Source organism: Dyadobacter sp. CY345, from assembly GCF_021502725.1.
Classification (GTDB): domain Bacteria; phylum Bacteroidota; class Bacteroidia; order Cytophagales; family Spirosomataceae; genus Dyadobacter.
Genome location: NZ_JAKFFS010000003.1, coordinates 527587 through 542128 on the forward strand (window position 1 = coordinate 527587; position 14542 = coordinate 542128).

The following is a 14542-nucleotide window of genomic DNA, read 5'->3' on the forward strand; positions in this document are numbered from 1 at the left end:
ATGATTATCTTACAATTGTATTTTTTTACTTTCCTGATATAACATTATTCTCATCTTTTACCTTAATCATGAAAAGAAACGCTCCTTTTTACACGCTTTTCATCACGCTCCTGCTATTTCAATCTTTCGCAGTTTTTGGACAAATGCCAGATCCTGTCAGGTTTACGGTTTCTATGAATAATCCCGGCAGTCATACATTTCACGTAACGATGGAATGTACAGTGGGGCCTAACGAAACATCCATATTGAAAATGCCAGCCTGGTCGCCGGGATATTATCAGATCATGGATTTTGCTGATGCACTTACCAACTTTTCAGTGAAAGACCGAGATGGAAAAAATCTTGAATTCAGAAAGAAAGGCAAAAATGGATGGCATGTGGAAAAAGGAAAAGCGACGACGTTGAAGGTGGAATATGATATTATTACTTCACGGGAATTCGTTGGAACCAGTTTTCTGGATGAACAGCATGGTTATATTATTCCTGCAAGTGTTTGTCTTTATCTGGAAAATGAAATAAAAAGACCGGCAGAAATTACGATTAAGCCGTTTGCAGACTGGAAAAATGTTGCGACGGGACTTGATTCAATAACTGGAAAGGCTTTCACATATGCAGCACCTGACTTTGATATACTTTATGACAGCCCGATTTTGATAGGGAATCTGGAAGAATTGCCAGCCTTTGAGATAACAGGGATCCCGCATCGTTTTATTGGTTTCAAAATGGGGGATTTTGATAAAGCGCAATTCATGCAGGACCTGAAAAAAATGATCGAACAAGCATCTGGTTTGATCGGGGATATTCCCTACAAACACTATACATTTCTGGCAATCGGCCCTGGAAGAGGTGGAATTGAACATTTGAATTCTACGGCTGTAAGTTTCAATGGAGCCGATTTAGGCACGCAGGCGGGTAAAATCAGATTGCTTAGCTTTTTAACACATGAATATTTTCACCATTATAATGTAAAAAGAATTCGCCCGGTTGAGCTTGGGCCATTTAATTATGACCGCGGAAGCAAAACAAATTTACTGTGGGTTTCGGAAGGTTTGACCGTTTATTATGAATATCCAATTTTGAATAGAGCTGGATTAATGTCGGAAAAGGAAAGCCTGGACGCATTCAAATCTTTAATATTGCAATTGGAAACGCAGCCAGGAAGATTGTATCAGTCGCTGGCACAGGCGAGTGCAGAAACCTGGTCTGACGGGCCAAGTGGTCGTGTTAATGATGAATTTAATAAGACGATCTCCTATTACATCAAAGGTCCAATCGTCGGTTTGCTGTTGGATTTTAAAATTCGTCATGAAACGAAAAACAAAAGATCGCTGGATGATGTGATGCGTACGCTGTATCAGGAATATTACCAAAAACAAAAACGTGGATTTACGGAAATGGAATTCAGGAAGGTATGTGAGCAAGTTGCCGGTGCTTCATTAGATGAAATTTTCCACTACGTATATACAACTAAGGAACTCGATTATGTGAAGTATTTCAATTATGCCGGACTCAATATAGATGTTGTTCCAAAACAGCTTCCTGGCGGATATTCAGGAATAAAAACAAAACTGAGAAATGACAGCCTCATTGTGACGAGCGTTGACTGGGATTCACCGGCATGGAAAGCAGGCGTTAGAAGAGGAAATGTAATTCAGGACATTGATTCTGCACCAGCTACGGAGAAAAATATTGAATATCTGTTTGCCAATAGAGAATCAGGTGAAAAAATCCATTTGAACCTCATTAAAAATGATACTAAAATAGAAATTCCGGTTGTTCTTGGTACAAAATCTGAACGGTCATTTGATATTACCCCGATCCCAGATCCGGACAAGCTTCAATCTACAATTTTGAAAAGCTGGGTGAAGTAAATGGATGGTAGTTAATTATATTAATGGTATGAGTGCCGGAGCAAACGTGTCACCTTTTCAGGGTTTAAATTAACAATATCACAACATTTGCTACAATAATTCCATCCTTTCAGGATTATTATAACCTAAATTGATTATTTGAAAGACTTACCTTTGAGAAGAAAGGATAAGCCTCTTTTCCTCACCTTTACCATTAAAAACGGCGACTATTTCCTAGCGTGAGCTCGAATAGTCGCCGTTTCAGCATTAACAATAAACCCTTAACAATTTACCATTAATTAACCCCTGTTCTCGTATCCCACCACATTTGTTTTCCCCACAAGTTGTCTTTTACGTCAGCAACAGAAGCTGCACTGTTTGCTCCATTTAGAGTCGTTTCTTCTGCCGGGTATGGGTAGCGGAAAGGCGGGCGCGTATGTCCCGGGAAAGGAGATCCACTTGCTGCCGGAAGCAAAGGGACATCTGTTCTTCTTGACTCAGCCCACGCTTCATGGCCATCTTTAAACAACGCAAGCCATTTTTGGGTATATAGTTTGGTTGTTGTTCCATCCCATTTTACGCCTGTTCCGTTCAGATATTTTGTGATGACGGCCGCATCTGTTATCCCATTTTCCTGTAAAGAAGCCGTAACAGCGCTTTCATAAAGTTTTTCAGCAGTTTGTCCGCCAACGTTCCAGCCTTTCAAGGCCGCTTCCGACATAATAAAAAGAACTTCTGAATAACGCATGAATGGAGAAAAGCCAGCAGCATTTTCACGGAACCTGACACCGATCCTTGAAAAACGCGAAATGGTTGGAGAACTGATCGGGCCGATTTCAACACCTCGGTAAACATTATCATCGGGTGCTGGTTTTGCATAAACCGGTAAGCGCGGATCATTCAAAGTTGTTAAAGTATTGATCAAAGGAGCGCTTGGTCCGTGGTCGTCACGTGAGCGGAAATCGTTGTTCCATGGCTCAATGTATGGACTGGTACCAACCCAGTTGAAAAATGCGTTGTCAGTATTGCTGCTGAAAACAGGATATTTGGTCGGGTTTGCGGCAATTTCTTCAATGATTGATTTGGAAAGAGCCGGGTTAATTCCTGAAATCCGGATCGCCACACGCAGTCGGAGGGAATTACAGAATTTCTGCCAATTCGCAACATTTCCGGCATACAACAAGTCTCCTTCTCCTAGCGGATCCGTTCCGCCAGCTGCGAAAAGATCTGCCGCCGTTTTTAGTTGTGCAATAAGCAAAGGATAAATATCTTCCTGCTTGTCATACTTTGGCGTGATAAAACCCTGATCACCTTTTATGGCTTCGGTGTAAGGCATATCTCTCCAACGGTCCGTGGCGATCTGCCCGATATAGGCCTGAATCGTCATACCTGCCGCTTTCATGTTTGTCGCTTGCGTTTTATCCGCCTGGTCAATAACGGCCTGGGCATTTTTAAGATCACGGTATACTTTTTTCCAAAGATCACTGATGGTTCCGCTGCGGTACATGTAACGCGCTTCGTCAACATACTGGATTTTTCCAAGGTGGCCGCTATATGTTTCCGGCTCGTTCATATTTCCCCAGGCATCGAAATAATTTGCTGCGAAATCCTGAATTACATAAGCCAAAACATTTGTGATCGGCGCTTCAACCGGACTGTTTGGATTTGTATTGATGTCTTCAAATTCGTTGGTGCAAGACTGGGCAGAGAAACCCAAAAGTCCGAGGCACAGTATATAGGATGATATTTTTTTCATGTCGCGATTAGAATTTAACATTAAGTTTTACACCGACGCTTCTGTTCGAAGGAATCTGATATTGTTCAATACCAAGTCCGTCATTACCAACTCCAAAACCTGTTTCCGGATCGATGTGTGCCACGTTGCTTTTGTGCGTGTAAAGCAATGCAACGTTATGAGCAAAAACAGACAATCCCGCTCCTTTCAACCAGGTGGCTTTGTTCGTAAGAGAAGCCGGAAGCGAATAGCCAAGTTCGATCTGACGCAGTTTGATAAAGCTTCCGTCTATAATCGCAGTTTCCTTACCACCCCATAAACTCTGGAAATAATCTCTCGCGCCGACACGGATATTGTTTGCTTCGCCGTTTTCAAGCATCACTTTTTCGCCTTTCAAAACATCCTGTCCAACGATCAAGCCGTTTTCACGAATTCCACCGGCAACAGTCGGTTCCAAAACACCGGATTGAAGTCCGAACCACTGCGTTACGCTAAAGACATCACCACCTTTACGCATATCCAGAAGGAAACTCATTCTCAGGTTTTTGTAGGAAAAACTGTTGGTAACACCGCCAACCCAGTCAGGCATTACGTTTCCGACTACTTTCGGAGACGATGTATATTTTGGTAAACCATCACTTCCGATAATGATCGCATTGGTTGCCTCATCCCGTAAAAATGCATTTCCGCGCATCACACCATAAGCTTGTCCGGGTATTGCGTCAACAGTTAGGCTCCATGCAGAAGTGATCGTGTAAGCTTCCAGTTTTTGTTTCGTAACCGGATCTTCGTATAACTTGTTAACCTTGCTGCTATTTTTTGCCCAGTTCACATTCATATCCCAGTTAAAACCTTCCGGTTTGCGGATGATTCCCAGGTTTAACTGTAACTCAACACCTTTATTCTGGATCTCACCAGCGTTCAATTGCAGTTTTTCAAATCCTGTCGAATTAGAAATGTTGACCTGCATGATCTGGTTGGTAGTAACTTTATCATAATAAGTCGCATCCAGACCTAAGCGGCCATTCAGGAATTGCAGTTCCGTACCAATTTCAGTACTGTTCGCTTTTTCAGGTTTGAGGTTTAGCGGAGGCAATGTGCTCGAAATGCTGTAAAGCGTTGTTCCGTTAAATCCGGCAGCGTTTGCGATGTATGGCGCTTGCAGTAAATAAGGCGATCCGCCATTTCCAACACTCGCCCAGCTCGCTCTCAACTTACCGAATCGTAGAATATTTGGGTTAATATCCAGCATGTTTGTGAATACCCAGCTTGCACTTGCAGAAGGATAGAAGTAAGACCAGTTGTCGCTCGGCAACGTCGAATTCCAGTCGTTACGTGCAGTAAGGTCAAGGTAAAGTGATTCTTTGTAACCGAAAGAAGCCTGACCGAAAATACTGTTTGAACGCAACATTGTTGTCCTCATACTGGTAACCGGGGAACCTTTTGTATTGCTGATTGTGAACAAGTTAGGCACTGTAAGCTGATCTGCTCCCAAAGAACTATTGATCTGCTGGTTGTTTCTATAATTGGCACCCGCGGTATAGTTCAATGAAAAATCTTTACCAATATTTCCGCCACCTGTCAGGATCATATCCGCGTTAAATTCACTGAGGCTGTACTGCCATTCTTTAAATTTACCGCCACCCCAGGTTTTGTCTGCCATACTCGTCAACGTCGAATTCGATTTGTTATAAGTAATCTCCTTACGGCGCTCGCTCGACCAGTCTTGTCCAACTCTTACCATCGCTGTCAGCCAGTCGTGGAACTTGTAAGTCGCGCTTACATTCCCGTACATTCTGTCTTTCTTGCGGCCGTGGGTGCTGTTATAAACATTGAAATAAGGATTGTCGTGGAAGTTATTATTCCAGTTATACGGCATTCCATTTGCAAATGTTTTCTCATAATTTGCTTTAAGATCATTCATATCAACCTGACGGCCAAACCATCCGCCGATGGATTGCATCGGGTTATTACTGTTGTAACCCTGACCTACCAAATTGTCATTTTCTGTACGGACATAATTGATCAAAGCGTTGGTTTTTAAACGTTTTGTCAATTGCTGCGTTGTATTTAACTGAATCGTATAACGTTTCTGATCTGTGTTCGGAATTGTTCCTACCTGTTTCTGATTACTGAAAGCCAAACGCGTATCGCCATTTTCAGTTGCGTTGGTTACGGCAAGTGAATTGTCGATGGTATAACCTGTTCTAAAAAAATCTTTCACGTTGTTAGGATGTGATATCCAGGGTGTTGCCGTACGATTTCCATTTGCATCAAGTGGGCTGTTGTATTGCGGAATGTTCAATCCTGCATCCAGACGAGGTCCCCAGCTTTCATCAACACCGTCGTTTACGCCATTTCCAAGTCCGTCTTTGTAAGAAAAACCAACTTGTTGTGCCCAATCCTGATACGTTGCAGGAGATAAAGATTCATTTGCGCCAATGTCTCCCAGCGTAATCGCGCCGGATTGATATTGTTTCCACATATATTCTTCACCATATTTTCCCTGTCCATACTGATTCTGATATTTCGGAAGGATATATGGTTTCTCCGTTGAAAAACCTCCGGAATATGAAACAGACATTTTATTTCCTGATCCTTTTCCGTTTTTTGTTGTAATCAGAATAACACCATTTGCGGCCTGATAACCATATAAAGCAGCGGCATTCGCACCTTTCAAAACAGACATCGAAGCAATATTGTTTGGGTCGATTTCTGAAATCGCACTACCATAATCGACAGAGCCACCAGAGCCAACATCCGTCGAAAAGTTGCTGACAGGTACACCATCGACAACAAATAATGGCTGGTTATTACCGAAAGAGTTATTACCTCTAAGCACTATACGCGAGCCCGAACCTACCGCTCCACTTGCGGAGGTAATCTGCACACCGGCCACTTTTCCGGAGAGTGAGTTCAATACATTTTGCTCGTTACTTTGAACAAGATCGTTTCCTTTTACTTCCTGGATCGAGTATCCAAGCGATTTTTTCTGTCTTGTCATACCCAAAGCGGTGACGACAACTTCATTCAGCTGCTTTAAATCAGACACCAAAATGATATCAAGATTTTTGCGGCCGCTCACCTGAATTTCCTGTGACATGAACCCGATAAAACTTACGACCAGCGTCCCGTTTTCAGGAACAAGAAGTTTGTATTTCCCGTCTGCGTCTGTGGTTGTTCCATTGTTAGAACTTCCTTTAACCAATACCGAAGCACCCGGAAGTGGGCTGCCGTCGTCTTTGGAAGTGATGACGCCGGATATTTCGATATCAGCTGTTTTTGAAAATTGTTTGACCGGCGCGGCCCTGACGAAATCCGCCGGAACGCAGAAAAGCGCAATGAATGCTGCCACGCATATACGCTTTGACAAAATAAAGAAGATAGGTCGTTTCATACTTGTAGATAGGTTGTAAGAAATTAGGTTCCTTGGGCAACAGCAATTCTTCCGGCGAAATATTTCACCGGCATTGGCATTTCCAGAGAATGGAAGATGTCAGGGAGTCGAAACCGTGATTAGTTCACTAAATAAATGACAACAGTAGCTCGTATTGTTCATGCATATCGTGTTAGGTAAATGACTGTAATTAATGAGTGTAAAATTACCTGCTACGTTTTGCAAATTATTCGTCTTAATTGCCGGATAGTTTACCAATATTAACTTAGTGTTAGAATTAATTTTGCGTTATGTGTATTATGTAGTGATTTATATGGAATATTTAAAAAGGAGGCAAATTTAAACTCGTGGATTGAGGTATTGTATATTTGATTTGCTTACTGTAAACTTTCGGAAAATGATAAATGTCCAGACAATCAGCTAGTTGTCGGGCGTATAGCCTTTCTGTACTTTGGAATTTTATCCAGTGAAATACTTAATTATAGCAGCTTTTTGAAAAAATCACGGTGATATTCGCGTGGAGATTTTCCGACTGTTTTCTTAAAAACACGGTTGAAATTAGTTACGTTGTCGAAGCCGGTTTGATACGAAACATCGGAAATGCTATCAAATTTTCCGGATACCACAATCTTACACGCTTCATTTACACGGACTTCATTCAAAAAACTTACAAAGGTTTTGTCTGTATGTTTTTTGAAATAACGGCAAAAAGCCTGAGGTGTCAGATTTGCAATGGAGGCAATTTCACTAAGTGTGATATGGTTTTTGTAATTACCAATCACATACTGGAAAATCTGGTCCATCCGGATTCCCTCCACATCAGAAATGATTTGCTCGTTATTATTTGTTGATAGTGGTTTCAGGTTTTTCAGTGTAGAAAAGGATTGGAGCAAATTGATAAAAGTCGAAATCCGAAGACTGTCCGAACTGTTCATAATTTCAGTCATCGTTTTCTTGACCATATCGTAAGAACTTTCGGGGAGCTGCAACCCATTGTGAACACCTTCGACAAATTTTCTGATGACGGCCATTTCCGGAAGTCTCAAAATGTTTTGAAAAAGATGTGCAGGATTGAAGAAGAAAGAGATTTCGTGAACACTTTTGTTTTGTTCAGGATCGTAATAAATATCATCGCTTTTGAAAACATGCGACTGGTTCGCTCCGATAATATAAACATCCCCGCTTTTAAAACGTTGCATGTAATTTCCGGCGATAAGCATTCCTTCCCCCGATTTAATCCAGGTGATCTGAATTTCAGGATGTCGGTGCAGGTGATTGTAGAAATGCGGTATAATATTATCCTGAACTACAATCGTGCTTTCCTTAGCAACGGGTATAGTGAACTGAACTACTTTCATCGGGTAGATAATTTAGCAGGCAATTGATGTCGATATGCTAACATACCAGTTTCGGAATTAAAAAACACGAAAAATGGTCGGAAATTATCTGGAAAATTTATTGTTCAGGCTATTATAGGTTAAAATAAGTTTGTTATTGCATTTTGATAAGATAAAAAAACTGCGAAGTATAGAAGAACTATTCTTCGCAGTCAACATCATTCGAAAACAGGAAATTATCTCAGCGCTATTTTTTGAGGCGCACCAAAAATCATTTCACCAACACCGGCCGTTTTAACACCTATCCGGACAAAAACATATTCTCGGCTTGCGAGTGCGGTAGACAGACTGGCCGTCAATGTTACCGGTTTGGTAACGTCGGTCAAATCTGCTGCAACTTTCTGTGCATTTCCTACATTGTTGTTGGCGTCCACAATGGTTGTGGTTCCAACATAAAGGTTAACACGTTCAATTTGACGGCTGGTATCAATTTGTTGTAAATTAAAAGTGGCCGAAACCGCTTGTTCTCCTTTTTGATAGGTATCATTTCTGATGACAAAATAAGGCGTAACCGGCACGTCGAGTTCAAGTGAGCCATTCACTTGAACGTCAATTGAATCGGTATTATCGATCCAGGGACCGTTGCCACGCAATCTTACAAGTTTATAATTTCCGTCAAACAGACTGGCTGAAAATGTTCCATCCTGGTTTACATAAACCGGAATTTTCGTGAACAACTGATATCCGCGTTGCCAAATTTCCAGCTGAACGCCGTTTGATCTAACGCCAATTAGTTGTCCGTCATGAACAATTCTGCCCTTTAAAACAGATTTCGGCTGCTGATAATTATCTTTTTCGCATCCTGAAAGTATGACTGCCGAAGCCATCATGAAAAATGCTATTAGTGTCGTTTTCATATCTTTTAATGGAATGGATTACGGACGATTTTTGGATTATTGTCTATAACAAGCTGCTCGATAGAGGAATAATAATTCCCCATCTGGAAAAAGCGTGGCGCGCGGAAACGTGGTGCGACTAGTTTATCGAATACGTATTTTCCATGAGTAGGATGCCCCGGACGAACAACGCGGTATGGATAAAGTGCATAAATAACGGCATCCGGATTGGAAGCATTACCGTTCCAAACCTCATGCGCAATCCGCCAGCGTTTTAAATCCCACACGCGATGATCTTCAAAAGCCAGTTCAACGCGACGTTCGTTTTGAAGTTTTTCTATTGAAAGTGTTTTCAAACTATTTGCGCCAAAACCAGCTCTTTCACGAACAACATTTACATATTTCAAAGCATCAGCCGTTTTGCCCAATTCCAATGCAGCTTCACTTGCATTCAGGTAAATTTCACCCAAACGGAAGCGTACCCACCACATATCGCTACGAATACCACGTGTACTGGACATGGCTGTCTGGTCAACATATTTTCTCAGATAAAAACCGGAATTAGTAACTTCTGTCTGCGAACGCTGCGGTCCGGAAGAGCCTGTCAGCAAACCGCCATCTTCGTAAGTTGAACCGAGTGTATTAGACTCAACATTCTGGAAGCTGTTTGTCGATGCGTTCCATAACTTAACACCAGCCTGAATCTGTACAGGAGTTCCCCGGAATGACGTTCCCGGATAAATTACAGTACCGTAAAGACGGGCATCTTTATTTGCAAAAATATCCTGAAGATTGTCGTAATAAACATAATCAGAACCACCGGCATTTCTGGTACGCAGCTCACCCGAAGTTCCGTCCAGATATTCATAGTCTTCAACCAGATTAAGCGATGGCGTTATGGAAGAGGATGAAAGATTATCTTCCCGAACATTTCTGGCGATATTGTCATACGTAAACCCATGTCTTTTGTCTTTGCTCGTTAAAAAGTCCTGCGCCAGAATTATTTCCTGATTAGCAGATTTTTTAGTGACGGCCTCATAAAAATTTTCACCCAGATTAGGGTTCGTTTTATAAAGCTGATAATTTCCGCTGGCAATAATTTCCTCCGAAGCGGCTAGTGATTTTGTATAATAATCATTTGCTTTTGATGCAGGAATACCCACCTCACCACCAGGCGTTGAGATTGGCGAAGCCATTTTGTTATTGTATTTTGCAATGGATGCCGCATATAACATAGCGCGACTTTTTAGCGCCATGGCAGTGAATTTATTTGCTCGCGTGTTACTTCCGGTATTACCAAGTTGTTCTTTTACTGCATCTAGCTCGGATGCAATAAAATCATAAACTTCCTCTTCTTTGTTTCTCGGCTGCTGTAGATAGGAAGGGTCTCCGTTGTAATCGTAAATCAATTGTTTGGTAACAATTGGGACGCCGCCCATCCTTTTTACAAGATCGAAATATACAAAAGCACGTAAAAAACGAAGTTCAGCAGAAAATTGCGTTTTTTGAGTTGCTGAAAGTTTTGTACTAAATTTTTCGATGTTTTCAAGCGCAAGATTTATATCTCGAACAAGACCATAATCCCAGTAACGCCAGCGGTTGAATCCATAGGAAATGATATTATTTCTTGCGTCATCGTTATTGGACCACATCGCTTCGTCGTATGCGGCAAAGTCTTGCCAGCCTTCTTTGATAGGAATCGCCTGATCAGTTGTTGATCCATGATTCAAGTCAGTGTGATGCGGCAAACGATCATAATAATTGGCCAGCAAACCAGTGATCAGTTTCGGGTCATTCCATATCTGATCTTCAAGAATTAAATTTTGCGGCTCCCTGTCCAGCCAGTTCTCAGCGCATCCTGAAAGGAAAAAAAGCAGGAGAACGAATGATGTATATTTTGATAAGGTTTTCATGGTAATCAGATTAAAAAGTAAGATTGAAACCAACATTCAACAAGCGCTGCTGAGGATATACCAAAGCATTTCCGGATGAAATTTCAGGGTCGATTTCGTATTTTTTTACGTTGTCGAGGGAGAATAAATTGGTTGCATTTACGTAAAGGCGAAGGCCCGACAACCCAATTTTTTTGGCAAGTTTCTGGTCGAAATTATATCCAAATTCTATGTTCCGAAGACGGATATAACGCACGTTCGTAATCCAGAAATCACTCTTACGGAAGTTAACGTGGCTAGTATTGTCTTTGCGTAAAGCCGGATAAGTTCCCGGAATCCATTTGCTGTTAGGGTCAAACGGATCTTCACGATGCCAGCGGTCTTCGAGCATGAAATGCGGAGAAGTTCCGTTGTTTTGGTAGGGTATTTTCAATTCCCAGTTTCTCTGAAAGCTTTGCATGGACGCACCGGCAAAGTCGAAAAACAGCGAGAATCCTTTATAAGCCAGACTTCCGTTAAAGGCAAAACTCAAATATGGATTCGCTCCTTCGGCATATCCGATCGGCCTTTCATCCAACTCGTTAATAATACCATCGCCGTTAACGTCTTTGTAAATGAAATCGCCCGGTAATTGTGACCTGTTTCCTTGTCCATCGTTGTCAATCGTGTGGCTCTCAATTTCCTCCTGTGACTGAAACTGGCCTTCTACCTGATAACCCCAGTTGATATCTCCCCAACGGTCAACAAATGAATTACGATACTCATTGTAGGAATTTCCAAAACGCGGTTTGTAGAAATCCAGATCTTTCCGGCGGGATAAAGTTGCGTTGGCACTGAAAGTGTAATCAATTTGTCCTAATGAACTTTTATAAGTCAACACAGCTTCAATTCCCTTATTGACGTCGGAATTCAGGTTTTCATTCGGTAAGGTGTATCCAACTTCTGATGGAAGCAAAACGTCATAACGTGCAGCTGGCAAGCCTTCGCGTTTGCGTTGGAAGACATCAACCTGACCATTTAACTTTCCACCCATAAAACCAAAGTCAATCCCGAAATTGGTTGAAACATTGGTAATCCAGGATAACGTGGTAATTGGCAATCCTCGTGGACGAACGCCGATGTTGTATGTTCCGTCAAATATTGCGCTTCCCTGAAGAAAGTTGTACCCCGGCAAATAGCTAAACGGAGCAACAATAAAATTGTCATTGGCAAGACGGTCACTACCAGTCCGCCCATAGGAAGCACGGATTTTTAGGTTGCTGAAAACATTTTCCAGTTTTCCTTTGAAGAAATTCTCTTCTGAAATACGCCAGCCGGCAGAAACTCCGGGGAAGAATCCGAAACGTTTTCCGGGCGCATATAAAAATGATCCATCATAACGACCTACTGCTTCAACAAGGTATTTTTGTTTGAAAGCATAATTTACCCGGCCGATATAACCTGCCCGAGCTTCTGTGCTCCATTCGTCCAAAAGATAATCCTGGTTGGCGAATGACATTAAAGGAATGTAATTATTTGGCGGTACTGTGTGAACGATCATGTAGGTATTTACATTATCCGACTGCTCATAAGCACCGACCGCTGAGATTTCATGATCACCAAAAGTCTTGTTATAGCTTAGCTGAAATTGTGCAAAACGGTCAACGATATTACGCTTGCGCCGCTCTCTCCACGGATTCTGGTTTCCACCACCGACCACGACGTCGTAAGTATCTTTTTCGGCGTTATAAGTGTAGGCGTCATAAGTGTATTCAAAACCGTCGAAGTCGAAATTTGTAAAACCATAGGAGTACGTACCTTTGGCTTTTAAACCAAAACCGAAATCGTATTCTGCGAAAAAGTTGCCTTTTACAACGCGCGTTAATTCATCAATATATCCTGTAATTTCCTTTGTGTAAGTGGCGGGGTTTACGTTAACATTATGCGTTTGATTGATATAATTCGGATTATCATTTGCATAAGGACGTTCAGTAGGCCACATCGTAAAAATACTTAGGAACGGGTTGAAATAATCGTCAAGACCCGGAACTCCGACCTGCGATCTATTTTCAATACGACCATTGATCTGCGTTCCGACTTTCAGTTTTTTAGTAATATGTGCCTCGATATTCGCCTGAATATTGGTTCTTTTAAATTTATAATCTTTGATTAAAGCATCCTGGTTCAGTTGTCCGAAAGAGAGATAATAATTGACTCTTTCTGTTCCGCCTGATACGTTTGCATTTCCATAATATTGCGGAACATTCGGACGCATGACCATTTTGTAATAGTCAAAACTCTGGAATCCTTTTTCTGTTCCGGTTTTCCACTTTGCCAGTTCTTCCGGCGTGATCGAAGGCGTGCGGCCCTGATTCACGTCCGATTCGACCAACCCGCGCATATGCTGATAAGCATTGGCTGGTTTTGGATACCTGGTAAAATTTTGTAATCCGTAATAACCCGAAAGATTGATTTTTGCAGGTCCGTCGCCAGCTTTCCCCCTTTTTGTCGTAACAAGAATTACGCCGTTTGCTGCCCGTAAACCATAAATGGCGGCGGAGGCATCTTTCAGAATTGAAATACTTTCAATGTCATTTTGACCTAAATTGTTGAAGTTGGTCGCGTCTGAAGGAATCCCGTCAATTACGTAAAGTGGCGTTCCCATGTTACGGATCTGGATGGAAGTAGAATTTCCCGGACGAGCATCTGCCTTCCGTGCGGTGATTCCCTGTACCCGCCCAACCAGCGCGTCAGATGTTCCGATCGAAGGCGTCCGGATCAGGTCTTTTGCCTGGATATTGCTCACGGCACCCGTAACCGTCGCAGCGGACTGTGTTCCATAACCAACCACAATTACTTCCCGAAGTTCCTCATTGCTCGGAACCATTGTAACCTTAATTGTCGATTGATTCCCTATGGCAACATCCTGAGATGTGTATCCAATAAAAGAAAAAGTAAGCGTCTGGGCGTCGTTGGGAATATTCAAAACGAAGGCTCCGTCAGCACCACTGCTTGTTCCGATTGAGGTTCCTTTTACAACAACACTTACGCCGGGTAATGGATTGCTGTTCTCATCGACTATTGAGCCTGAAATTGTTTTGTCAATGTAATTTTTTCCTTCATATGTAATAGCCGTTTTGTTTAAAAATTTTGGATTTATATGCGCCAGGGTTTCCTGTGGGCATAAACAGGCGGCAGTTATCAAAACGCCTAGGGCTTTGGAAATACCCCATTCCGGATATCCGTTACGTTTTTTCATTGTGTAAAAAATTAAATTAGAGATGAGATAGTAATTATTCTTAGTGTTCAATATTTGTATAAATCAAATATTTATTGAATTAACCATATTGAATTTTGCGTGTATTTTTCCAATGCAACATTTCCGAAGAAACAGTGCTCTTATAGCTGAAAAGTACATTCTTATGGTTTAAAGAAGAGGATTTGTTGAACGTGAAC

7 protein-coding genes are annotated in these 14542 nt (G+C 41.8%); 1 reads left to right on the forward strand and 6 read right to left on the reverse strand.

Annotated features, from left to right (window positions below; all coding sequences use genetic code 11):
* The first annotated feature begins 68 nt into the window (after positions 1-68).
* Positions 69-1871 carry a M61 family metallopeptidase gene (locus L0657_RS16100; RefSeq protein ID WP_235151807.1) on the forward strand — a complete coding sequence of 601 codons (1803 nt, stop codon included), beginning with the start codon at positions 69-71 and terminating at the stop codon, positions 1869-1871.
* 274 nt (positions 1872-2145) lie between these two features.
* Here the strand turns inward: L0657_RS16100 and L0657_RS16105 are convergent, their stop codons facing one another.
* The 6 genes from L0657_RS16105 to L0657_RS16130 form a co-directional block, all read right to left on the reverse strand.
* Positions 2146-3606: a SusD/RagB family nutrient-binding outer membrane lipoprotein gene (locus tag L0657_RS16105; RefSeq protein ID WP_235151808.1), complete on the reverse strand. Its 1461-nt coding sequence runs from the start codon at positions 3604-3606 to the stop codon at positions 2146-2148.
* A 7-nt stretch (positions 3607-3613) separates the two neighbouring features.
* Complete coding sequence (locus tag L0657_RS16110) at positions 3614-6982, reverse strand: SusC/RagA family TonB-linked outer membrane protein (protein WP_235151809.1); 3369 nt, start codon at positions 6980-6982, stop codon at positions 3614-3616.
* 479 nt (positions 6983-7461) lie between these two features.
* Positions 7462-8340 (reverse strand): AraC family transcriptional regulator, encoded by an 879-nt coding sequence (locus L0657_RS16115; protein ID WP_235151810.1) that lies wholly within the window; start codon positions 8338-8340, stop codon positions 7462-7464.
* Between the two features lie 215 nt (positions 8341-8555).
* Positions 8556-9236 (reverse strand): DUF3823 domain-containing protein, encoded by a 681-nt coding sequence (locus L0657_RS16120; protein WP_235151811.1) that lies wholly within the window; start codon positions 9234-9236, stop codon positions 8556-8558.
* A gap of 5 nt (positions 9237-9241) precedes the next feature.
* Positions 9242-11128 (reverse strand): RagB/SusD family nutrient uptake outer membrane protein, encoded by a 1887-nt coding sequence (locus L0657_RS16125; protein ID WP_235151812.1) that lies wholly within the window; start codon positions 11126-11128, stop codon positions 9242-9244.
* A gap of 10 nt (positions 11129-11138) precedes the next feature.
* Entirely contained in the window at positions 11139-14345 is a 3207-nt protein-coding gene (locus tag L0657_RS16130) for a TonB-dependent receptor (protein WP_235151813.1), read from the reverse strand.
* Between the last annotated feature and the right edge of the window lie 197 nt (positions 14346-14542).

What these genes read in the sequence shown, in the direction of transcription:
- L0657_RS16100 (WP_235151807.1), top strand. Translation starts at nt 69, where the DNA reads ATGAAAAGAAACGCTCCTTTTTACACGCTTTTCATCACGCTCCTGCTA.
- L0657_RS16105 (WP_235151808.1), bottom strand. Translation starts at nt 3,606, where the DNA reads ATGAAAAAAATATCATCCTATATACTGTGCCTCGGACTTTTGGGTTTC.
- L0657_RS16110 (WP_235151809.1), bottom strand. Translation starts at nt 6,982, where the DNA reads ATGAAACGACCTATCTTCTTTATTTTGTCAAAGCGTATATGCGTGGCA.
- L0657_RS16115 (WP_235151810.1), bottom strand. Translation starts at nt 8,340, where the DNA reads ATGAAAGTAGTTCAGTTCACTATACCCGTTGCTAAGGAAAGCACGATT.
- L0657_RS16120 (WP_235151811.1), bottom strand. Translation starts at nt 9,236, where the DNA reads ATGAAAACGACACTAATAGCATTTTTCATGATGGCTTCGGCAGTCATA.
- L0657_RS16125 (WP_235151812.1), bottom strand. Translation starts at nt 11,128, where the DNA reads ATGAAAACCTTATCAAAATATACATCATTCGTTCTCCTGCTTTTTTTC.
- L0657_RS16130 (WP_235151813.1), bottom strand. Translation starts at nt 14,345, where the DNA reads ATGAAAAAACGTAACGGATATCCGGAATGGGGTATTTCCAAAGCCCTA.